Below are 21,826 nucleotides of genomic sequence, written 5' to 3'. Positions count from 1 at the left end.
GATTAAATGTGTTAATAACGTTATTTTTCTTGTTTAAGTGTGTTTAAAACGTAAAAACCTATAAACGTGTATATTAATGGTAAATGTAGAGAAAAAAATTCAATGAAAAATTGAATTAAAGACGTTTTTATTCGATAATCGAGATTTAAATGCTCCGAGGATCACCTCTAAATTTTAAAGTTTTTTCCTACGAGTACCTCGTGGACTTGTTCCGATGTAGCTTACTTTAAGAATAATATTTATTTTTTAGTTTGTGCGCAACTTTAACTAATAATACTAGGGCTGGGACTTCTACTAAAGGGCCAATAACGCCTGTAAATGCTTGTCCAGAATTTAGACCAAATATGGCTATTGCTACTGCAATTGCAAGTTCAAAATTATTCCCTGCTGCTGTGAATGAAATTGCAGCATTTTTAGGATAGTCAGCACCAGCCAATTTGCTTATAAAGAATCCTATGCTAAACATTAATACAAAGTAAATTAATAGGGGTATTGCAATCAGTAAAACATCAAAAGGTATTTCAACTATAAGCTCTCCTTTTAAAGAAAACATTACTACAATAGTAAATAATAGGGCTATCAGTGTCATGGGGGAAATCGATGGAATAAACTTTTGAGTATACCATTCTTCTCCTTTTAAACGTACCAGTATTACTCTACTGAGAATACCTAACGCAAAGGGAATTCCAAGATAAATAGCGACGCTTTCTGCGATAGTACGAATAGAAATATCGACAATGGCGCCTTCAAAGCCAAAATAAGGAGGTAGTACGGTTATAAATAGCCAGGCATAAAAACTATATGCAAATACCTGAAAAATACTATTCAAAGCTACTAAGCCGGCTCCGTATTCACTACTTCCTTCGGCAAGGTCATTCCAAACTAGAACCATGGCAATGCATCTTGCTAACCCTATTAAAATAAGACCAACCATATATTCTGGATAATCTTTTAAAAAAGTAATAGCTAATACAAACATTAAAATGGGGCCAATAATCCAATTAAGAATTAAAGAAATAGAAAGAACTTTTACATCTTTAAAAACTTTAGGTAAAAGTTTGTAATTAGCTTTAGCTAAGGGAGGGTACATCATTAATATTAATCCAATAGCAATAGGAATATTTGTGCTTCCGGAGCTTACAGAATTAATAAGATTAGGAACGGACGGAAAAAAATACCCTAAACCTATCCCTAATAACATGGCAATAAATATCCACAGGGTTAATTTGCTATCGAGAAAGTTTAATTTTTTTTGCATGGCAATAATATCTATTTAATATTAGAAAAAACAAAAAGTAGTTCTGTGGCTATTTGTATGCTTCTTTCAACGTATTTTTCTTCTTGTTGGGGTGTGTTATCAAATGCTTTAGGGTCTTCAAAAGTAATCGGTATGCGTTGTTCTGCGCCTGTAATAAAAGGGCAGCCTTTATCGGCATTAGAGCAAGTAAGTATTGCTGCAAATTCAGAAGTAGGGTTAAAAGTGTCATCGTATGTCTTAGAGAAACCTAAAATTGGATGATTGTTTTCGCTATTCTTTATACTGTAAACAGGGTTATTTTCATTAGAAATAGTTTTAATGTGGAAGCCAGAAATTGTTAAAGCTTTTGCTGCCATAGGAAAAAGAGCAGTGACTTCTGTTCCTCCGGAATAACAAAAAATATTCGCAATATTAAAATAAGCAGCTAAAGTTTGTGCCCAAACTTGCGATAAGTGACTTCTTCTAGAGTTGTGAGTGCAAATAAAATGTAACCTAATATCTTTATTCTGATTTTTTTTATTTTGAATATAAGCCTGTAGCGGTTCTAGTGTGGTTTTTCTCTCTTCGGAAATTGTAGTTATGTCTAAAATTTCAATTTGTTTGGTTATTTCAGGATAAAGCATGGTACTGCGTGTTTAGTTGAATATTAACAACAACCAGATTTTGGATTGCAAGTAGTCTTGGTTGTTTGTAGTTCTGTAAGGTTACTCTTGGATTTTTCCTCGGGTATACCACAATTATCTTTTGCTAGGCAATCTGTTTGTTTGTTGGTTAACACAAAATTAGTTCCATCAAAATCTAAACCAAATTTACCAATGGTTTCTCCTTGGTATTCCACCTCTATATCTAAATCTTCTAATTCTAAAACCTTTTCAGAAAGTTCTATGATATGAATTAATTTTTCGGGGTTTAATCTATGATCGTAATCATCTGCGTTCCATAATTGAAAATTTGCTACTTGTTCATTTCTTAAAGTGCCACCACAGTCGATAAATTTCTTGGTTACTTTTCCAATTTCGGTTACATGAAAATGTCTAGGAACTAATTCTCCATTGGGAAGTTTAAAAGCAATTTTTTCTAAATGGATTAAATGTTTTTTTATTTCGGATAGTTTCATAGTATATCGTTTTATTGCAATATTGTAATTAATGGATTCAAATTTTTTTAACAACAATCTGTTTTTGTCGTAATATCTTGGTTAAGGAATTCGTTTATAACCGACTTCATGGCGGTCCAATTCTTTTTATGTATGCAATAGCAGACACTTGTTCCTTCTACATTTCCTTTGATTAGCCCTACATTTTTTAGTTCCTTTAAATGCTGAGATATTGTTGGTTGTGCTAACCCAATCACATCTACTAAGTCTCCACAAATACAAGTGTTTATAGCAAAAAGATGTTCCAGTATAGCAACCCTAGCTGGGTGACCAAATACTTTAGTAAAAGCAGAAATTGCATTTTGTTTGTCTGTGAATATTTCAGATTTAGCTAATCCCATGTCATTATATTTTTATATTGCAATATTACGATTAAAGGATGGGCTGGCAAATTATTTGTGTGTAAATAATTTCTGATAGTATTTTTTTTCAGTCGTTTTAGCGGGTAATAATGTAAAGTAATGTAGTTGCCACTCTTGTGTTTTTAGAGCTAAAGGACTCGTGGGGCTGTCCCAGGAAGGGTAAATGCGTATGCCTCTTTTTCCTTCTTTTTTAGATGTACTGATTATATTTTTTTGAATAAGAATCTCTTTTGGGAAAATGAATAAACCTGTTTTTTCTTCTTTTTCGCAAAGAATCATGAAATAATTGAAATTGTCTTCTTGCGTATGCGGAGTAGTAATTTGCTCCTTGTTTCGTTTCCAAATAGCAACAAATTGGCCAATTTTTTTAGGAGTTATTTTAGATTTTCGACTAATTATTTTATGATTATCAATTCTAAAGGAACATGCTTCATATGCAGCACTTTCTTTGTTTCTAATGATATTAGAAAGTTCCAATTGTATGCTCTTTAAAAAAGTAATTTGGGTTTTTAGGAAGTCCATTGTAAAATTAGGTATTCTTATTTTTGGGTTCTTTCATGTCATAGGGACAGGATTGAAAATAGGCTTGAATGTTAAATTTGCGATCTTCAAAAGTATCTCTAAGTATTTTAAAATGTTGAATACGATCCACTCTAAAGGCTCTGTATTCTATGCGTAAATGACACCAAGCAATTAAAATCCATTTTTCTTGAGTAGAAAACATAGCGTACGGCTCAATTTTTCTAAAAGAGATATTCGTATCGTTTTCTTTCCTGTAATTAATTTCAATGTAATTATAATTGGTAATCGCTAATTGTATTTCGGAAAGAGAGTTGCTGGCAATATTTTTTTCTCGAGTGTCAAAAACATGAATCTTTTGATTCAGAAGTTCACTTTTCTCTAAAATAGAGGACCTAAAAACAGATTTAATTTTGGTGAGAGCTTCGTTAAAATCCAGAACAAAGGAACTATCATTACTCTTTTTTACTAAATGTTGTGCGGTAATTAAGGCATTAGCCTCTTTCTCTGTAAATTGAACAGGAGCAACGGTATAACCATCCATTAAAGTGTATCCTTTGCCTTCAATAGTTACAATAGGAACACCAGCAGTAATCAATTTTTTAATGTCCCTGTAAATGGTTCTTATACTAACTTCAAATTTCATAGATAATTCCGTAGCCGTTAAAATCCGTTTAGATTTTAAAAGGGTAAGAATAGCTATAAGTCTAGATAGTTGCGTCATTACAATCAAAGATAGTAAACCCGGTTTGGTTTACTATCTTTTAGTTTTTGGGTACTATTCCATGGAGTGTAAGGCAACTTTATTTCCTTCAGTATCCAAGAAATGAGCAATAAAGCCATTTTCTCCAATATCGGTTTTAGGCATAATAACTTTGCCACCAGCGGTTTCTACTTTACTTAGCGCAACACTTAAATCATCGCTGCCGTTTAAATAAACTAAAGAACCTTGTGTCGAAGGGATGTACCCTTCAGATTTAATAATGGCTCCTCCTACACAATTACTTTCCATTTTATAGTCAAAAATACCGTATTTCACCTCGTTAGGCATAGGGAAGTCTTCAATTTTAGAATCCAAAATTGTGGTGTAAAAGGTTTTAGCTCTTTCGTAATTTTCAACTGGTATTTCGAACCAATTAACTGCATTTGTCATAATAGTTATTTTTTTATATTGATATTGCAAATCTAAATGGGGTAAATGACAGTTTATGTCAGGGGTGTATTTTTATTTAGGGATATACGGAAATATGTTATTGTTCGTTATGAGATATGATGTTTTGTGCATCATTATTAAATTATCAGGTATGAGGAGTTTTATTTTATTAAGTTTTTTATTGATTTCATTTTGTAGTGCGAATGCTCAATTTGCAGATTCTAGTAGTGTGCAACATCTAGGTGCAGGAGTAGTAATAGGTGCTGTAGGAGGTTATACTGCAAACAAAATTTTCAAAGGAGATATGCGTTGGACATGGGCTGGTGCCGTGGGTAGTGCCTTGGCTGCAGGTCTCGTAAAAGAATCCATGGATCAGGCAGAATATGGAGGTTGGGATAATAGTGATGTTTTTTTTACTACTTTGGGAGGAGCTGTTTCTGGTCTTGTTTTGGAGCTTCTTATGAATAAGAATAGAAGAAGAGGTAGAGGAAGACCATGTAGCTGTTACGCAACTAATTATAACGCTATAAATACGTATTCTAACTTAAATATAAATTTTACTAATTCAGGAAGTCATAGCTTGTCATCAAATATTCAGGCACAGTACTTTTTAAGTAAATAATGCAATAATTAAATAGTAATTTTGCACTATGTTTTATTTTGCTATAGATATTTTAGGAACAATAGCTTTTGCTATTTCGGGTGTTTTAGTAGCAATGGAAAAAAAGCTCGATTTATTCGGGGTTTATATCATTGCTTTTGTTACTGCTGTTGGTGGCGGTACTTTAAGAGACGTGCTTATTGGTAATGTTCCCGTAACTTGGATAAAGGAACCAATTTATATGTTTACAATTGCAGCTACGGTTGTTTTTGCAATACTTTTTGTAAATAAATTAAAATATTTAAGAAAATCACTTTTTTTGTTTGATACTATAGGGATAGGATTTTATACTTTAATTGGTATAGAAAAAGGTATTTCTGCTGATTTGGAGCCAATCATGTGTATTGCATTAGGGACTATAACAGCATGTTTTGGAGGAGTTATTCGCGATATTTTATGTAATGAGATTCCTGTAATTTTCAGAAAAGAAGTTTATGCAACTGTTTGCATTTTAGGAGGAGGTATTTATTTTTTATTATTGTTGACTCCTATTAAGACAGATTATGTATTTGTTTTTGCTATTATATCTATAATTGCATTACGAATTTTAGCAGTAAAATATAATATTAGATTGCCAAATATTTATAAATCTAATTAGTAATTGGGTTACTCTATAACTTCTGCCTTTGTAATATAAATATTAATAGAAGGCCAGTCTCCTTTGCCAACATCTTGACTGTTTATTTTATCCACAACATCCATGCCTTGTATAACCTTACCAAATGGGGTATACTCTCCATCTAAATGATAGGAACCTGGTTTGGTTACCACAACAAAAAATTCGAATGGAGAGGCCAACATATGAGGGTTGTTTATTTCGCTACTAGGCATAGAAACTGTACCGCGATGGTGTTTGTGTCCTTTTCTAGTATCGGGTGGTAATAAATACCTACCAATGTCCTTTCTTTTTCTAGAGGTTCCTCTGTTGTCTGAGTTGCCACCTTGAATAATAAAATTTTTAACCACTCTATGAAACTGTGTATTGTCAAAATATCCTTTTCTGGTTAAGTATATAAAGTTTGCTTTATGGTAAGGGACATTATCATATAATTGAATAGTAAAGCTACCTAGGGTAGTAGTTAATTTTACTTTATTAGCTTTTAATTCTTTACTGTAATTAAAAAAGAAATCTATAGAGTTTTCCTCCGTAAGTTCAAATTTTTCTTTGGGCAGTTCAATTTTAGAAGAATCAATTAAAACAGAATCAACAATATTTATTTTTACAGGATTTTTTTTAATGTTGTTCTTAGATTCTTCTTTGCATCCTACTAAAAAAAGGAGTAATATTATGGTAGTAGTAATTTTATGGAGCAGCATGGACTATAGTTTTTTTAAACAACAGATACCAAAAATAAAGGATTTGTCACTTCCAGGGGAATCTTCGCATTATAAAATGATTCCTGCTACAAGAATAAAAGAGTTACAAGAAGGTGAAATAAATAAGGAAACTCCTAGAAAAGCGGGGGTAATGGCACTATTTTACCCAAATGAGGAGAATCAGACAAATTTGTTATTAATTCTTAGAAAAACGTATAAGGGGGTTCATTCTAACCAAATAGCCTTTCCAGGAGGTAAAGCAGAAAAAGAAGATTTAAATATATTAGAGACCGCTTTAAGAGAAACCAACGAAGAAATTGGTGTTGCTAGCGATAAAATTAAGGTAATTAAATCTATCACTGAAGTTTACATACCTCCGAGTAATTTTTTAGTACACCCGTTTATTGGTTTGTATGATCAAACGGGACCTTTTATAAAACAAGAGACAGAAGTAGAAGAAATTGTAGAGGTTTCTCTTATAGATTTTTTAGATGAAGAAAGAATTGTAATACAAGAGCTATCTACTTCATATTCTAAAAATATAGAGGTACCTGCCTTTAATCTAAATGGTTACAAGGTTTGGGGTGCAACAGCAATGATGCTTAGTGAGATTAAAGAACTTCTAAAACAGGTGTTGTAAGGGCTTATTTTTGTAATTTTGTATCTATGGCTTTATTTAAAAGAAATCCCTTTGGGCATATTTTGTTTATTAAAAAATGGTTAATCCGCATTTTAGCGGTATTTACCCACCAACGCTATAAGCGTTTTAATAAATTAGAAATAGAAGGATCGGAAATTTTAAGAAATTTACCAGATAGAAATGTGCTTTTTGTTAGTAACCACCAAACATATTTTGCAGATGTAGTGGCTATGTTTCATGTATTTAACGCTAGTTTAAGTGGAAGAGAAAATACAATTAAAAACCTTGGTTATATCTGGAAGCCTAAGTTAAATATGTATTATATAGCTGCCGCAGAAACGATGAAGAAAAACCTGATGACAAAAGTTTTTGCTTATGCTGGTTCTATTAGTGTGGAGCGTACTTGGAGGTCCGAAGGTAAAGATGTAAAACGGCAAGTTAAATTTAGCGATATTTCTAGTATCGGAAAAGCTTTAGATGATGGTTGGGTTATAACTTTTCCACAGGGTACTACAACACCTTGGAAACCTTTGCGTAAAGGTACTTCTCATATTATAAAAAAATATAAGCCAATAGTTGTACCTGTTGTTATTGATGGTTTTAGACGTTCTTTTGATAAAAAAGGATTACGAATAAAAAAGAAAGGTATTTTACAGTCGATGGTTATAAAGGAACCATTAGAGATTGATTATGAAAATGAATCTTTTGATTCTATCATAGAAAAACTAGAATATGCCATAGAACAGCACCCTTCTTTCTTAAAAGTAATTTCTAAAAAAGATTTATTAGCAATGGAAGAAGAAAATAAACAAAGAAGGTTTAGAGGTTAGATTTCTAACTGCTTAAGTTTCCTGTAATTTTTGTTTAATTTTCTTAATAGTCTACCGTATAGTAAAAAATAAATACCACCCATGAATAGGGTGAGTAGTATCCCAAATACACCTATTCCTATCATTAATGCCATTTTAAGTTTTTCAGGAGACATACTATTGTTGTTCCTTTTTAATTCTGAAACGGAGTTAACAAAATCATCATTTAAATAGATACCGATAATCATTACTAAAACAGTAAATAATATCATGGATAGAGAAAAGATAACATAGTTTTTTACTGTTTTTCTTGTTTTTATAATTTTCCGCATTAAAGTTTTAGCATCTTCTAAAACAGAAATCTCTTTGTATCGCTGATAAAATTGATAGATAAAATAGAATATAACCAGGTATTGTATTGCTGAAATGGAATAAAAATATTTTTTAAGACCTATAGTTTCATAAATACTCATATTCTCTTGAAAAGAGGGAATAAGGAATAGCAAATGTGGTAGGGTAAACTCTAAAATACTAATAATTAAAATCCATTTAACAATAGAAGAAGATTTCTTCCAAGTCATTTCGTAAATATCGTTATAGGACAATTGAGGGATGTCAATATCCTTCTTTTGCCAGTCTTTTTTTAATAGTTCCAGTTCGTCCATCATCTCCTTAGGGGTTCAATATGGTTCTTAATTTGGTTTTTACTCTATTCATTTTAACCCTTGCATTTACTTCAGAAATACCTAGTGTTTCAGAAATTTCTCTATAATCTTTGTCTTCTAAATAGAGAAAAACTAACGCTTTGTCAATATCGCCTAATTGTTTAACAGCTTTATACATTAATTTTAATTGTTGTTCTTCTGTTTCGTCATATTCATCTGCTTTTATTTTAAAAATTACAGAATCATAATCCTGGGTACGAATTGTTCGTTTAGATTTTCTATATAATGTAATAGCGGTGTTTAAAGCAACTCTATACATCCATGTGCTAAATTTTGCATCTCCTCTAAATTTGGGATATGCTTTCCATAGCTGTATTGTTATTTCTTGGAAAAGGTCCTTGTGAGCATCTTTGTCATTTGTATATAACGTACAAACTTTGTGAACAATGTTTTGATTGCTCTGTAGATTAGTCACAAATTGGTGTTCCAATTCTTTATTCACTTTTGTTGGTTGGTAGTTGTTAAAGTATTAGTAGTTCTTTATTATCATTTGTTACAAGCTGTACTAAAAAAAATATAGTATTTTTTTGGTACAGCTAGGTTATTTTAAATTTTTAAGAGTCTATTATTTTCTATAATCTAATGCAGGAGCCCTATCTCCTAATAAGGGGATGTATTTAAAATTTGCCCCTCTTTTTTCTAAGAATTCTACTTTGGCTTTTTGTATTAAAGTTTTGTTTTGGAGCAATTCTATGGCTGTTAAGGCAAGAGTTTTTGCTGCTATCATCATACCTTTTTTTCCAATTGTAGTTCCTCCGGCTGCCACGGCTTGCCAGCTATGCGCAGGGGTTTCGGGAACCCATGTTGCAGAGCTCATACCTACAGTAGGGACTGTAAAACTTACATCGCCAACATCTGTAGATCCAAAAGCTTTTGCTACCGTTTTGTATGGCTGAATGCTACTAGCTGTTTCTAAATTAGCTTCTTTTTGCCCTAGAGTTAAAGCTATTTTATCAGCAAACTCTTTTTCAGTAGCAGTATATTCCATGCCACCAACTTCAGAGAGTTTATCATGCATTAATTTTTGTAGTGTTAAATTTGGTAATAGTTCGTGTGTGCCACCAATCATTTCATAATCCATAGTGGTTCCTGTGCCTAGAGCAGCACCTTCTGCTGCTTTTACCATTCTATCAAAAATGGAGATAACTACATCTCTTTCTCCATGACGAGCGTAATAATAAACTTCGGCATAGTTTGGAACAACATTGGGTGCTTTACCGCCATCTGTTATAACGTAATGAATTCTTGCTTTTTCTGGGACATGTTCTCTCATCATATTTATCATGTTGTTCATGGCTTCAACACCGTCTAAAGCTGAGCGTCCTTTTTCTGGCGATGCTGCAGCATGGGCAGAAATACCATAAAATCGGAATTTAGCAGATTTATTGGCTAATGCTGCACCAGCACTAGCCGCATTCTGAGCTCCTGGATGCCAATGCAAAGCTGCATCTACATCATTAAAGAGTCCTGCTCTTACAAGGTAAACTTTACCCGATCCGCCTTCTTCGGCAGGAGTACCATAGAAGCGTATTGTGCCTTTTGTTTTGGTTGCTTTCATCCAGTTTTTTATAGCAATAGCCGCAGCTGTTGATGCAGTACCGAATAAATGATGACCGCAGGCATGGCCAGCTGCTTTTCCAGCAGATTTTTTTTCTGGAATTGCAAGTTGTGATAAACCTGGTAGAGCGTCATATTCGCCCATTATAGCAATTACAGGAGAGCCATTTCCATATTCTGCTATGAAGGCAGTAGGTATTTCTGCTACTCCCTTATTAATTCGAAAACCCTCTTTGCTTAACGTGGATTGTAATAATTGAGAGCTTTTTGTTTCTTGGTATCCCATTTCAGCAAAGTCCCATATTTTTTGTGCAATCTCTCCATAGGTGTCGCTTTTGGCGCTTAATTGTTTTAGTACCTCTGAAGTGTTTTTTTGAGCTAAAATATTTTGGTTAAAGCTCAATAACAAAAGAGAGATTAAGAGTACGTTTTTCATATTGTTTTTTTTTAATTAGTCCATTTTATAAATATAGGAAAAACAACCTTTCTTGTGGTTTCCTAGAAGGTTAATTTGTAATTTTGTTTCAGACTTTTTCATATGAATATTCCAAAATCAAGTTTTCCTAGAATCATCATTATTGGTGGTGGGTTTGGTGGTATTGCACTAGCTCAAAAATTAAGCAAGAAAGAGGTGCAAGTAGTACTTATAGATAAACATAATTATCATACTTTTCAGCCTTTATTATACCAAGTTTCCACAGGAGGATTAGAACCAGATTCTATAGCATACCCTATACGTAAAGTCTTAAAAGATTACCCTAATTTTTACTTTAGGTTAGCTAATGTAGAAGAAGTAAATGCAAATGGTAAACTAATAAAAACGAGTATTGGTAATTTATCTTATGATTATCTGGTAATAGCAACGGGTTCTGAAACTAATTTTTTTGGAAATAAAGAGATTGAGCAATATGCTATGGCTATGAAAACCATACCACAGTCTTTAAATTTAAGGAGTTTAATATTAGAGAATTTTGAGCAAGCTTTGCTTACAGATGAAATGCATGAGCGTGATGCTTTAATGAATTTTGTTATAGTGGGCGGAGGACCAACGGGAGTAGAGTTGGCTGGGGCCTTGGCAGAAATAAAGAAGGGAGTATTGCCTAAAGATTACCCAGATTTAGATATAAGAAGAGTGCAGATTAACTTATTACAAGGTGGAGATTGTATTCTACCAGGGATGAGTAAAAAAGCATCGCAGAAGGCAGAAGATTTTTTAGAAGAACTAGGAGTTCATGTATGGAAAAATACTAGAGTAACAAGTTACGATGGAAAAATAGTAGCAACAAAAACAGACCTTACATTTAGTACTGCAACTATGGTTTGGGCAGCAGGAGTAAAGGGGGCAACTATAAAGGGGATAGATGCTAAGGAGTTATTGGCAGGAGGAAAAAGAATTTGTGTTAATCAGTACAATCAGGTAGAAGCTTATCCAGGTATATTTGCCATAGGCGATGTTGCATGTATGCAAAGTGATGATATGCCAAGAGGTCACCCAATGATGGCACAACCTGCAATGCAACAAGGAAAAAACTTAGGAGAAAATTTAGTGAGATTGTTAGAGAATAAACCATTAAAACCTTTTAAGTATAAAGACAAAGGTAGTATGGCTACTGTTGGAAGAAATAAGGCAGTTGCGGATACCAAAAATTTTAAATTTCAAGGAGTTTTTGCTTGGTTTGTGTGGATGTTTGTACATCTTTTCTTTTTAATAGGTTTTAGAAACCGAGCAGTAGTTTTTGTAAACTGGGTATATAATTACATTCGTTTTGATAGGGAAGCACGGCTTATCATACGCCCTTATAATAGAGATTATAGTCCGTTTAAAGATTAAGTTAGGTTATACTTAATGCCTTGTTAAAGTAGCTTAATATTTTATCTTATGTAAGATATTGCTTTAGATTTGGTTGAATATAAACAACTGAATGAAATATTTTTTGTGTATTTTTTTAATTGTGACTTCATTTTTATCCTATGGTCAAGAGGTTGAAGCTAATCAACAGAACGAGACAATTCCAAAGAAAGTAAGTTTGCATAGTTGGTCTTATCCTTCTCTTAGTAATGGAGATACGCATTCCTATTTTGATTTGGATTATAAATTAGACTCTCAATTGCAATTAGAACTTCGTGGGTTTTATGATACTTATATGCTGGCTAATGTGTCTAAATTTAATTTTAGGTTAAAAAAGTATGTTAGCAATAAATTTTATATTTTTTCGGGTTTAGGTTTGGAGATAGAACAGGCTAAGTATGGGCTTAAAAGTCCAAAGGCTATTTTTAACTATTCCTATGGAGTAGGGGTAGATGTAAATGAAAGTATTTTTATAGAAGCCCGGCAGCAAATGCAGATTAATAAAGAGGTTCATGGGAATTATACTTTGCCTAAAGTATTTACCTTAACAGGGAAGTATAAATTTTAAGATTTAATTTCTGGGATGAAATTTTTGCATAACATCAGCCAAGTGGCTGCGGTCTACATGCATATAAATTTCTGTTGTAGTAATACTTTCATGACCAAGCATTTGTTGTATAGCGCGTAAATCTGCCCCATTTTCTAGTAAATGCGTAGCAAAAGAGTGTCTAAATGTGTGCGGACTTATCGTTTTATGCAATCCAATTTTTTCAGCAAGTTGCTTTACTATGGTAAAAATCATTGCTCTTGTAAGTTGTTTTCCTCTTCGGTTTAAAAACAAGGTGTCTTCAAAACCCTTCTGAATATTTAAATGTACCCGTATCTCTTTTTTGTAAAGCGTTATATACTTCTTGTTTATACTGCTAATAGGTACAAAACGTTGTTTATCACCTTTGCCAGTAACTTTTATAAAATCTTCATCAAAATATAAATCCGATATTCTTAAATTTACCAATTCAGAAACGCGTAATCCACAGCCATAAAGGGTTTCTAAAATGGCACGGTTACGTTCTCCTTCTAGCTTGCTTAAATCTATCGCTGCAATTAATGCGTTTATTTCTTTTTCGGATAAAGTGTCGGGTAGTTTACGTCCAATTTTGGGTGAGTCTATTAATTCCATAGGATTATCTTCTCTATAATCTTCAAAAACTAAATAGAGGAAAAAGCTTTTTAGGCCAGAAATTATTCTAGACTGTGAACGTGGGTTTACAACTTTGGCAATTTCATAAATAAATTGCTGCATCGTATTTTTGTTAATTACTAAGGGAGAATCGGTGTAATTATTGGCTTTTAGGAAACGCATTAATTTTTCTACATCTCTAGTGTAATTTGCAATAGAGTTGCTAGATAATCCTCTTTCTAATTTAAGGTAGAGCTTGTAATCTTTTAAGGCATTTTTCCAAACCATAAGGTAAAGATACTATTAAAGTCTATTTTATTTAAACTTTCTATTATGTAACAAAGAACGTCACTTTTGTTCTTAGGATAGCTCATTTATTTTAATAAAGCAATTAAAGTAAATGTATTTTATTGTGTAAATTTGAACCCATTAACAAAACTATAAACACGAATAAAATGAAAACAAAAATTTATGTAATACTAGCTTTTTTTAGTCTTGGGCTGTTACAAATGAACGCACAAGTAATTCAAGGAACGAGTGGAAGTTCTAGCGATATGAGGTTTGGAGTAAAAGGAGGTTTTAATATTTCTTCTTTGGGAGGAGATTCAGCATATAGCTACGATTCTAAGCCAGGCTTTCATTTAGGGGGTGTCTTAGAGATTCCTTTTAGCGATAAAATTATTATTCAGCCAGAAGCACTTATTTCTTTACAAGGTTCAGGCGGTTTTTTTGAGGACGATTTAAATTTTTGGTATATAACTGTTCCTGTAGTTGCGAAATATAATGTATGGGAAGACTTGTATATTGAAGCTGGGCCACAATTAGGAGTCTTGTTTTCGGATAATTTAGATGGAAATAGTTTTGGAGGAGGAGATGGTTCTTTCAGAGAATCGAATACTATTGATTTTGGACTTACAGCGGGTGCAGGGTACCGTTTAGATGATAATTTTTATTTTCAATTACGTTTTAATGCAGGTTTCTTAAATGCAATAGATGATGTAACTTCTAAAAATAGAGTTTTCCAATTATCAGCAGTTTATTTTTTATAGTTATAGTAAACCAAAATATTTTTATAAAACAAAAAAAGCTAACTAAAATCAATTTTAGTTAGCTTTTTTTGTTTTGTTCTTATTGCAATACATAAACAGAATCATAAATTTTAGAGGAAATGCTTCATAAATGAATAGTCTAAGATTTAATATATACAAAAATGGTACTTACAAGCATGATTATAGCTGGTTGACAACAAAAATGATAGTGAGTCGATGAATGCTGTTAAATTTGTTGCTCACTAAATTTAATTACACCAATCATGAAAAAAAATGTATGTATCTTATTATTCACTTTTGTGACATTAGCACTAAGTGCTCAACGAAATGTAGACCGAACAAATTTTAGAGCTGGTTTAAATGGCGGTGCGATATTAGGTGATTTTTCTGATGATTATAGTTTTGGATTAGGTCTAGATATGTATCATCATTGGGGTGTTTCTAAGGCCATGGATATTGGTGTTACAGCAGGTTTTTTTAATGCCTTTGGTGAAAAAGAAGTTATAAATAATGGAAGTTCAACTCTAGAAACAGAATTTGCTAATCTTCAATATGTTCCAATAGGTGCTTCATTAAGAATATATCCTGGAAAAAATGTTGGTTTTAAATTTGGAGGTGATATTGGTTATGTTTTAGGTATCAACGAAGGAAATGAGGGAGCACTCTATTTTAGACCTTCTTTAGGTATAGATTTAAGAGATGGTACTAATGAGTTTAATGTTTCTTATTTTGTTGTTAATGATGATGTTCAATTTTCTTCTCTTGTTTTAAGTTATCTGTTTCTTTTTTAATTTTTCAACATTTTAAATGTAAACAAATAATGGTGTGGCTTTACTTCCTATAAAGACATAATTATTAGTATTTTTAGACTATGAAAATTTTAATACTTAATGGTCCTAATTTAAACTTATTAGGAAAAAGGGAACCAGAAGTTTATGGAAGTAAAACCTTTAAGGAATATTTTACGGAGCTACAAGAAAAATACCCAACTATAGCATTAGAATATTATCAATCTAACATAGAAGGAGAAATTATAGGTAAAATACAAGACGTGGGCTTTTCTTATGATGGCATTGTCCTTAATGCAGGAGCATATACCCATACTTCTGTAGGTATTGGTGATGCGGTTAAAGGAGTAGAAACTCCTGTGGTAGAAGTGCATATATCTAACACTCACAAAAGAGAAGATTTTAGACATGTTTCTTATATTTCTGCCGCAGCCAAAGGAGTAATCTTAGGTTTTGGTTTGCAGAGTTATGATTTAGCAATTCAAAGTTTCTTGTAATTGAAAAAAGCATATTTTAATTGGAGTAGTGGTAAAGATGCTATGTTGGCATTAGACAAGACTTTGTCTGCTAAGGAGTATGATGTCACCAAATTAGTAACAACAGTTAATACAGATTATAATAGAGTTTCTATGCATGGTTTGTCTGTTAATTTACTAGAAAAGCAATCGGAAGCTATTGGTATACCATTAGAGAAAATAGAATTAGGCGGAAACGTTAGTATGTCTACTTATGATGCGCAAATGAAAACAGTAATGACTGGTTTGTTGCAAGAGGGTTATGAGTATGCATTTTTCGGAGATATTTTTTTAGAAGACTTAAAAAAATATAGAGAAGCTAAATTAGCGGAAGTAGGGGTAAAGGCAGTTTTTCCGCTTTGGAAACAAAATACAAAGGAGCTTTTATTAGAGTTTTTAGAAAAAGGATATAAGGCAATTACTGTTTGTGTAAACGCAAAGTTACTAGATGCCTCTTTTTGTGGAAGAATTATAGATGAAAATTTTATAGAGAATTTACCAGAAAATGTAGATATCTGCGGTGAAAATGGAGAGTTTCATACCTTTGTTTTTGATGGTCCTATTTTTAAAAAACCTGTCGATTTTATAATAGGAGAAAAGGTACTTAGAGGCTATACCCCGTCAAAAGATAAAGACGATAATTTTTTTGCCAAAGATAATGACTCTTGGGACACTTCTTTTTGGTATTGCGATTTAATAGTGCAATAACTACAACTATAGAAAACTTAAATTATTCAGCGTCCTTTAAATATTTTTTATCTACATAAAAAGTAGCAAAAGGAAGGAGCGATGCTAGCAATAGAATTAACAAACGTTTTATACTCCATTTTTTTTCGAACCAGAATATTATAGCTAAAACTACATAAGCTATAAATAAGAAGCCATGAGCATAACCAACGTATTTATTGGGCTCTGGTATCTCTGCTAAATATTTTAAAGGCATAGTTAAGGCAAATAAAAGCAAGTATGAAATACCCTCGAGAATTGCCGTAAGTCTAAATGTTTTTAGCATAATTTAAAAATGATTTATATAGAGTAATGAGTAAATAAAAGATGTGACTTATGAATAAGCCACATCTTTATTTCTTATTGTATTTTACAAATGAATTACTTCGTCGTAAGCATCTGCAACAGCTTCCATTACCGCTTCACTCATAGTTGGGTGAGGGTGAACTGCTTTTAGTATTTCGTGTCCAGTAGTTTCTAATTTACGAGCAACAACAGCTTCTGCAATCATATCGGTAACTCCTGCCCCAATCATGTGGCATCCTAACCATTCGCCGTATTTAGCATCGAAAATTACTTTTACAAATCCTTCAGGTGTTCCAGAAGCTTTTGCTTTTCCACTTGCCGAGAAAGGGAATTTACCAACTTTAATATCTAGACCTTTTTCTTTCGCTTCTTTTTCTGTTAAACCAACAGAAGCAATCTCTGGAGAGCAATATGTGCAACCAGGAATATTACCATAGTCTAAAGGTTCAATATGCATACCAGAAATTTTTTCTACACAAAGAATACCTTCTGCGGAAGCAACATGTGCTAAAGCAGCTCCAGGAGTAACATCGCCAATAGCAAAATAACCAGGGATGTTTGTTTGGTAAAAATCATTTACTAATATTTTGTCTCTATCGGTAGCAATACCAACATCTTCTAAACCTATGTTTTCAATATTGGTTTTAATCCCAACAGCAGAAAGAACCAAATCAGCTTCTAATACTTGTTCTCCTTTAGCAGTTTTTACAGTAGCTTTTACGCCATCGCCAGAAGTATCTACAGAAGTTACTTCTGCTGAAGTCATTACTTTAATGCCAGATTTTTTAAGGCTACGAGCTAATTGTTTCGATATATCTTCATCTTCTACAGGAACAATATTTGGTAAATATTCTACCACAGTAACTTTGGTACCCATTGCATTATAGAAATAAGCAAATTCAACACCAATAGCACCACTACCTACAACAATCATTTCTTTTGGTTGCTTTTCAAGGCTTAAAGCTTGTCTATAACCAATGATCTTTTTACCATCTTGCGGTAAACTAGGTAATTCTCTACTACGAGCACCTGTAGCAATAATAATGTTTTGCGCACTATATTCGGTAGTAGAACCATCGTCAGCAGTAACATCAATTTTTTTACCTGGTTTCAATTTTCCAAAACCATTGATTACTTCAATTTTGTTTTTTTTCATTAAGAATTGAACGCCTTTGCTCATTCCGCTAGCAACATCACGACTACGTTTTACAACAGCATCAAAATCTTTTTCAATATTATCCGCTTTAAGTCCGTAATCACTTGCATGTTTAAGATACTCAAATACTTGGGCAGATTTAATTAAAGCTTTAGTAGGGATACATCCCCAATTTAAGCAAATACCACCAAGATTTTCTTTTTCTATAATGGCTGTTTTTAATCCTAATTGAGAGGCTCTAATTGCGGCTACATAACCTCCAGGTCCGCTACCTAAAACAATAACATCAAAAGTGCTCATATATTTATTTTTTATATAAAATTTGAAGTGCAAAAGTACAAAACCAAACTGAAAATATATAAATCAATTTTAAATTAATATGTGGTATCTAGAACAAACAGTTTAGGTGTTTAAGAATTAAATTTTAAAGCATTAAATGCTTCGGATTCACCTTTGAGAATAGAGAGAGAAATCCATTGTTCTCCTTTAAGCATTTTACCTATTAAAACCAATTGACCCACATGATAACTGTAATGTGCTAACTGTCTGTTTATTGCGTTGGGTATGGAATGTTCTTCATTACGAATATAAACGGTAGAAGTAAAATTATTTTCATTTAGAGTCTCCAGGGCATTAAAAAGACATTGCCACCCTTTTTCCCAAGCGGTAAGCATTTCTTTTTTATTGGTGTAAGAATTTATAAATTCCTCGTCTCTATTTCTCCAAGTTTTTTCCCCGTCCTCTGTTAAGAAATTAGTCCATCTACTATGCATGTTCCCAACGATATGCTTTACGATTTGGGATATGCTATTTTCGTTTTTTTGATAAGTCCACTGAATTTCTTCTTCGGAAAGTTGGGAAAAAGTTGTATCTCCTAGTGTTTTGTAACGTTTAAACTCAAACATTACACTATGGAGATATTCTTTTGTAAAATCCATAAAATTAGTTTTTCAACTAAAATACAAAAACTATTATTTTTTAGGAATAAATGTTAAAGCTGCGCCATTAACACAGTGTCTTTTTCCTGTAGTTTCTTTTGGCCCGTCTTTAAAGACATGACCAAGGTGTCCTCCGCAAGTAGCACAATGTTCTTCAATGCGCTCGTAACCAATTTTATAATCTACATCAAAAGCAACATTGTTTTTAATTTCTCTATCAAAACTAGGCCATCCAGAGCCAGAGTCATATTTATAGGTACTTTTAAAAAGGTGCGTATTACAAGCAGCACAAGCGTAAGTGCCTTCTTTTTTGTTGTCTAAAAGATTGCTAGAACCTGCGATTTCTGTACCAGCTTTGCGTAAAACATAATATTGCATGTCGGTTAATTCTGCACGCCACTCTTTATCTGTTTTATTTACTTTGTAGTTGCTAGCGTCTTTGTCTTTATTTGTGTTACTTTCTATAGTCTTTTGGGATATTCCTTGGCAACTGATTAGTAGTAAGCTCAATACAAAATATATATTTTTAACCATAATAAGACCTTTTTATTGATTACTAGTCTATAATTTGTAAGCTTCCTTACAAACTTTTAGAAATAAGAAAGCCTAGCAAAGTTTATTTTGCTAAGCTTTCTTCTCTTTTTTATTTAGAATCTATTGCAGTGTCATTTTAGACACATCATTATTGGTTAGTCCTATAGTTTGCATTACAGCACTTATATCCAAAGTATTTAATTTAGAATTCTGCGCTGCTTCAGCTGGTAAAACAGCAATTCTAAATACTTGGTTATCGGTATCGGATGTAGGTAATGTACTCATATTAAAATCCGCTTCCATAAAGATAGATACATCAAAAAAGGTGTAATCATAATTATATTGCAGAATACCTTGGTCTAAAAGACGAGTTTGTGGAAGGAGCCTCCAAATATCAACATCATCACCATTAATATCGGTGGTTTGATCCCAAAGAATATAAACAAGTATAACATCGGTTTCAAAAACTTCTATAGTATTTGGAAATTTATACCCTATTTTGTATTCATTAGCAGCTGTAAAGTTACCTTCAATGTCTATTACTTTACCTAGAATATTGATGCCATCTTCTCCGTCAGCACCATCTAACCCATCGTAACCATCCAGTCCTCTCGGTCCTTCGCATGCGATGACAAGTAAGCTTAAAAAAACACCTAAAACTGTTCCTATTCTTCTCATAATTATAATTTTATGTTGTTTGTATGACCTAATTTTTTTGGTTTGTTTTAATGGGTAATCAAAAAGTGTTCCATTTGTGAAAAAAAAGCCTCTAACATAAAAATGAAATGTTGTACTTAAGTATAGCTTTAATTTCTATTTTTTCTGTGTAAAGATGATTAGTTTTACCATAAATACAGCAGTTTATGGCAGTAGTAGTTTCACATAGTTTATTTACCGATTTTGATATTAATCTTTTTAAAGGAGGTAAACATTTTCGATTATATGAAAAATTGGGTTCTCATAGTATAGAAGTTGATGGAGAAAAAGGAGTTTATTTTGCCGTATGGGCGCCATCTGCAAGAGAAGTTTCTGTTGTTGGAGATTTTAATTTTTGGAATGCAGAGGAGCATAAATTAAATGTGCGTTGGGACGGCAGTGGTATTTGGGAAGGTTTTATTCCGGGAGTAAGCCAAGGAGCAAAGTACAAGTATAAAATTCATTCCAATAACAATGGTGTAGTAACAGAAAAAGCAGACCCATTTGCAAAATTGTGTGAGCATCCACCAAAAACAGCTTCTGTTGTTTGGGAAGAGAATTACAATTGGAAGGATAAACAATGGATGGGTTACAGAGAAGATAAAAATGGTTTAGATAAGCCATATTCGGTGTATGAAGTGCATTTGGGGTCTTGGAAGCGAGGAAAGGAAGGCTCCTTTTTATTGTATAAAGAGCTTGCGGAAGATTTAGTCCAGTATGTAAAAGAGATGGGCTTTACGCATGTAGAATTTATGCCGGTTATGGAATACCCTTATGATCCTTCTTGGGGGTATCAATTAACAGGTTATTTTGCACCCACGTCAAGATTTGGAAAACCAGAAGAATTTAAATTTTTGGTAGATACATTCCACCAGAATGATATTGGTGTAATTTTAGATTGGGTTCCTTCTCATTTTCCAGAAGATGCACATGGATTAGGTTTCTTTGATGGCTCTCATTTGTATGAACATCCAGACCGCCGTAAAGGCTATCATCCAGATTGGAAAAGTTTAATTTTTAATTACGGAAGAAATGAAGTAAGAGCTTTTTTAATAAGTAATGCTATTTTTTGGTTAGACCAATTTCATATAGACGGACTACGAGTAGATGCTGTTGCTTCTATGTTGTATCTAGATTACTCTAGAGAAGACGGAGAGTGGGAGCCAAACATTTATGGTAATAATGAAAATTTAGACGCTATTTCTTTTTTAAAAGAGCTAAATGAAGAAGTCTATAGCAGTTTTACAGGAGTACAGACTATAGCCGAAGAGTCTACTGCATTTTCAGGAGTATCTAAGCCTGTAAAGCATGGCGGATTAGGTTTTGGTATGAAATGGATGATGGGATGGATGCATGACACATTAGAATATTTTAAGAAAGAACCAGTATATAGAAAGCACCATCAGAACGATTTGTCTTTTAGTATGACCTATGCTTTTACAGAAAATTTTATGCTTCCTTTTTCGCATGATGAGGTAGTGTACGGAAAGAAATCTTTATTATACAGAATGCCAGGAGATGATTGGCAAAAGTTTGCAAATCTTAGATTGCTATTTGGATATATGTTTACACACCCAGGTACTAATTTAGTGTTTATGGGTGGTGAGTTTGGGCAATCATCGGAATGGAATTTTCAACAGAGTTTAGATTGGCATTTATTGGAGTATGATGGGCATTCGGGCGTTCAGAATTTTGTAAAAGATTTAAATAAATTCTATAAAGAATACCCAGCATTGTATGAGAAGCAGTTTAGTTCAGAAGGTTTTCAATGGATAGATTATGGGGACCATGAAAATTCTGTTCTCACTTATATTCGTAAAGGGCACGATACCAAAAATGATATAATTGTAGCTTGTAATTTTACACCTGTTCCAAGAGAAAATTATAGAATTGGAGTGCCAAAATCTGGAATATTAAAAGAGGTTTTAAATA

General features: G+C 32.8%; 28 protein-coding genes. 11 read left to right on the top strand and 17 right to left on the bottom strand.

The annotated features are described in order from the left end of the window. Positions 1 to 226: 226 nt before the first annotated feature. From arsB to QZZ51_RS09070, 7 genes are read right to left on the bottom strand one after another with little or no spacing between them, the layout of a single operon-like run. Positions 227 to 1,258: an ACR3 family arsenite efflux transporter gene (arsB, locus tag QZZ51_RS09100; protein ID WP_291868895.1), complete on the bottom strand. Its 1,032-nt coding sequence runs from the start codon at positions 1,256 to 1,258 to the stop codon at positions 227 to 229. 11 nt (positions 1,259 to 1,269) lie between these two features. Then, positions 1,270 to 1,881, bottom strand: coding sequence for a protein-tyrosine-phosphatase (locus QZZ51_RS09095; protein WP_291868893.1), 612 nt, complete (start codon positions 1,879 to 1,881; stop codon positions 1,270 to 1,272). A gap of 23 nt (positions 1,882 to 1,904) precedes the next feature. After that, the gene (locus QZZ51_RS09090) at positions 1,905 to 2,375 is read right to left on the bottom strand and encodes a DUF6428 family protein (protein WP_291868891.1); all 471 of its coding nucleotides are present in this window, start codon (positions 2,373 to 2,375) and stop codon (positions 1,905 to 1,907) included. A 47-nt stretch (positions 2,376 to 2,422) separates the two neighbouring features. Beyond that, entirely contained in the window at positions 2,423 to 2,755 is a 333-nt protein-coding gene (locus QZZ51_RS09085; RefSeq protein ID WP_291868889.1) for a metalloregulator ArsR/SmtB family transcription factor, read from the bottom strand. Between the two features lie 51 nt (positions 2,756 to 2,806). Further along, entirely contained in the window at positions 2,807 to 3,298 is a 492-nt protein-coding gene (locus tag QZZ51_RS09080) for a MepB family protein (RefSeq protein ID WP_291868888.1), read from the bottom strand. Between the two features lie 7 nt (positions 3,299 to 3,305). Beyond that, positions 3,306 to 4,019 carry a YafY family protein gene (locus QZZ51_RS09075; RefSeq protein ID WP_291868886.1) on the bottom strand — a complete coding sequence of 238 codons (714 nt, stop codon included), beginning with the start codon at positions 4,017 to 4,019 and terminating at the stop codon, positions 3,306 to 3,308. A 54-nt stretch (positions 4,020 to 4,073) separates the two neighbouring features. Further along, on the bottom strand, positions 4,074 to 4,448 hold the full coding sequence (locus QZZ51_RS09070; protein ID WP_291868884.1) for a VOC family protein: 375 nt from the start codon (positions 4,446 to 4,448) through the stop codon (positions 4,074 to 4,076). Positions 4,449 to 4,599: 151 nt separating this feature from the next. Here QZZ51_RS09070 and QZZ51_RS09065 point away from each other — a divergent pair, with 151 nt between their 5' ends. Both QZZ51_RS09065 and QZZ51_RS09060 read left to right on the top strand, forming a co-directional pair. Beyond that, a complete protein-coding gene (locus QZZ51_RS09065) occupies positions 4,600 to 5,070 on the top strand; it encodes a hypothetical protein (protein WP_291868882.1) in 471 nt (156 codons plus the stop codon). Positions 5,071 to 5,098: 28 nt separating this feature from the next. Next, on the top strand, positions 5,099 to 5,707 hold the full coding sequence (locus tag QZZ51_RS09060; RefSeq protein ID WP_291868880.1) for a trimeric intracellular cation channel family protein: 609 nt from the start codon (positions 5,099 to 5,101) through the stop codon (positions 5,705 to 5,707). A gap of 8 nt (positions 5,708 to 5,715) precedes the next feature. On the opposite strand, the gene QZZ51_RS09055 is transcribed toward QZZ51_RS09060, so the two are convergent. Further along, positions 5,716 to 6,426: a peptidylprolyl isomerase gene (locus tag QZZ51_RS09055; RefSeq protein ID WP_291868878.1), complete on the bottom strand. Its 711-nt coding sequence runs from the start codon at positions 6,424 to 6,426 to the stop codon at positions 5,716 to 5,718. Between QZZ51_RS09055 and QZZ51_RS09050 the strand changes: the two genes are divergently transcribed. Together QZZ51_RS09050 and QZZ51_RS09045 are read left to right on the top strand one after the other, a co-directional pair. Continuing rightward, on the top strand, positions 6,398 to 7,066 hold the full coding sequence (locus QZZ51_RS09050) for a CoA pyrophosphatase (RefSeq protein ID WP_366511959.1): 669 nt from the start codon (positions 6,398 to 6,400) through the stop codon (positions 7,064 to 7,066). The genes QZZ51_RS09055 and QZZ51_RS09050 overlap by 29 nt on opposite strands. Positions 7,067 to 7,092: 26 nt before the next feature. Further along, positions 7,093 to 7,896, top strand: a complete 804-nt coding sequence (locus QZZ51_RS09045; protein WP_291868876.1) for a lysophospholipid acyltransferase family protein — start codon at positions 7,093 to 7,095, stop codon at positions 7,894 to 7,896. On the opposite strand, the gene QZZ51_RS09040 is transcribed toward QZZ51_RS09045, so the two are convergent. From QZZ51_RS09040 to QZZ51_RS09030, 3 genes are all read right to left on the bottom strand, one after another. Then, on the bottom strand, positions 7,893 to 8,543 hold the full coding sequence (locus QZZ51_RS09040; RefSeq protein WP_291868874.1) for a hypothetical protein: 651 nt from the start codon (positions 8,541 to 8,543) through the stop codon (positions 7,893 to 7,895). The genes QZZ51_RS09045 and QZZ51_RS09040 overlap by 4 nt on opposite strands. A gap of 4 nt (positions 8,544 to 8,547) precedes the next feature. Beyond that, on the bottom strand, positions 8,548 to 9,042 hold the full coding sequence (locus QZZ51_RS09035) for a sigma-70 family RNA polymerase sigma factor (RefSeq protein ID WP_291868872.1): 495 nt from the start codon (positions 9,040 to 9,042) through the stop codon (positions 8,548 to 8,550). A gap of 123 nt (positions 9,043 to 9,165) precedes the next feature. Then, complete coding sequence (locus tag QZZ51_RS09030) at positions 9,166 to 10,593, bottom strand: amidohydrolase (RefSeq protein WP_291868870.1); 1,428 nt, start codon at positions 10,591 to 10,593, stop codon at positions 9,166 to 9,168. Positions 10,594 to 10,695: 102 nt separating this feature from the next. Between QZZ51_RS09030 and QZZ51_RS09025 the strand changes: the two genes are divergently transcribed. Together QZZ51_RS09025 and QZZ51_RS09020 are read left to right on the top strand one after the other, a co-directional pair. Then, positions 10,696 to 11,988 carry an NAD(P)/FAD-dependent oxidoreductase gene (locus QZZ51_RS09025; protein ID WP_291868868.1) on the top strand — a complete coding sequence of 431 codons (1,293 nt, stop codon included), beginning with the start codon at positions 10,696 to 10,698 and terminating at the stop codon, positions 11,986 to 11,988. A gap of 91 nt (positions 11,989 to 12,079) precedes the next feature. Beyond that, on the top strand, positions 12,080 to 12,574 hold the full coding sequence (locus QZZ51_RS09020; protein WP_291868866.1) for a hypothetical protein: 495 nt from the start codon (positions 12,080 to 12,082) through the stop codon (positions 12,572 to 12,574). 3 nt (positions 12,575 to 12,577) lie between these two features. On the opposite strand, the gene xerD is transcribed toward QZZ51_RS09020, so the two are convergent. After that, positions 12,578 to 13,474, bottom strand: a complete 897-nt coding sequence (xerD, locus tag QZZ51_RS09015; RefSeq protein ID WP_291868864.1) for a site-specific tyrosine recombinase XerD — start codon at positions 13,472 to 13,474, stop codon at positions 12,578 to 12,580. Positions 13,475 to 13,641: 167 nt separating this feature from the next. Between xerD and QZZ51_RS09010 the strand changes: the two genes are divergently transcribed. The 4 genes from QZZ51_RS09010 to QZZ51_RS08995 all read left to right on the top strand — a co-directional run bounded on the left by QZZ51_RS09010 (position 13,642) and on the right by QZZ51_RS08995 (position 16,246). Continuing rightward, positions 13,642 to 14,235 carry a porin family protein gene (locus tag QZZ51_RS09010; RefSeq protein ID WP_291868862.1) on the top strand — a complete coding sequence of 198 codons (594 nt, stop codon included), beginning with the start codon at positions 13,642 to 13,644 and terminating at the stop codon, positions 14,233 to 14,235. A gap of 263 nt (positions 14,236 to 14,498) precedes the next feature. Continuing rightward, positions 14,499 to 15,026: a hypothetical protein gene (locus QZZ51_RS09005; protein WP_291868861.1), complete on the top strand. Its 528-nt coding sequence runs from the start codon at positions 14,499 to 14,501 to the stop codon at positions 15,024 to 15,026. Between the two features lie 80 nt (positions 15,027 to 15,106). Then, entirely contained in the window at positions 15,107 to 15,520 is a 414-nt protein-coding gene (aroQ, locus tag QZZ51_RS09000) for a type II 3-dehydroquinate dehydratase (protein WP_291868859.1), read from the top strand. Next, entirely contained in the window at positions 15,521 to 16,246 is a 726-nt protein-coding gene (locus tag QZZ51_RS08995; RefSeq protein ID WP_291868858.1) for a diphthine--ammonia ligase, read from the top strand. Between the two features lie 22 nt (positions 16,247 to 16,268). Here the strand turns inward: QZZ51_RS08995 and QZZ51_RS08990 are convergent, their stop codons facing one another. The 5 genes from QZZ51_RS08990 to QZZ51_RS08970 all read right to left on the bottom strand — a co-directional run bounded on the left by QZZ51_RS08990 (position 16,269) and on the right by QZZ51_RS08970 (position 19,876). After that, positions 16,269 to 16,550, bottom strand: a complete 282-nt coding sequence (locus QZZ51_RS08990; protein ID WP_291868856.1) for a DUF3817 domain-containing protein — start codon at positions 16,548 to 16,550, stop codon at positions 16,269 to 16,271. Between the two features lie 84 nt (positions 16,551 to 16,634). Further along, positions 16,635 to 18,026 (bottom strand): dihydrolipoyl dehydrogenase, encoded by a 1,392-nt coding sequence (lpdA, locus tag QZZ51_RS08985; RefSeq protein WP_291868854.1) that lies wholly within the window; start codon positions 18,024 to 18,026, stop codon positions 16,635 to 16,637. A 110-nt stretch (positions 18,027 to 18,136) separates the two neighbouring features. Continuing rightward, positions 18,137 to 18,664 carry a DUF1572 family protein gene (locus QZZ51_RS08980; protein WP_291868852.1) on the bottom strand — a complete coding sequence of 176 codons (528 nt, stop codon included), beginning with the start codon at positions 18,662 to 18,664 and terminating at the stop codon, positions 18,137 to 18,139. Positions 18,665 to 18,697: 33 nt separating this feature from the next. Continuing rightward, entirely contained in the window at positions 18,698 to 19,198 is a 501-nt protein-coding gene (gene msrB, locus QZZ51_RS08975; RefSeq protein WP_291868851.1) for a peptide-methionine (R)-S-oxide reductase MsrB, read from the bottom strand. Positions 19,199 to 19,318: 120 nt separating this feature from the next. Further along, positions 19,319 to 19,876, bottom strand: a complete 558-nt coding sequence (locus QZZ51_RS08970) for a collagen-like protein (RefSeq protein WP_291868849.1) — start codon at positions 19,874 to 19,876, stop codon at positions 19,319 to 19,321. 185 nt (positions 19,877 to 20,061) lie between these two features. Here QZZ51_RS08970 and glgB point away from each other — a divergent pair. Beyond that, the coding region (gene glgB / locus QZZ51_RS08965) for a 1,4-alpha-glucan branching protein GlgB (RefSeq protein ID WP_291868847.1) at positions 20,062 to 21,826 on the top strand (1,765 nt) is incomplete at its 3' end.

Source organism: Maribacter sp. (assembly GCF_016744255.1).
In the GTDB taxonomy this organism is placed as follows: domain Bacteria; phylum Bacteroidota; class Bacteroidia; order Flavobacteriales; family Flavobacteriaceae; genus Maribacter_B.
Note: the sequence above shows the minus strand (reverse complement) of the source record. Positions and strands in the feature narration are given on the sequence as shown.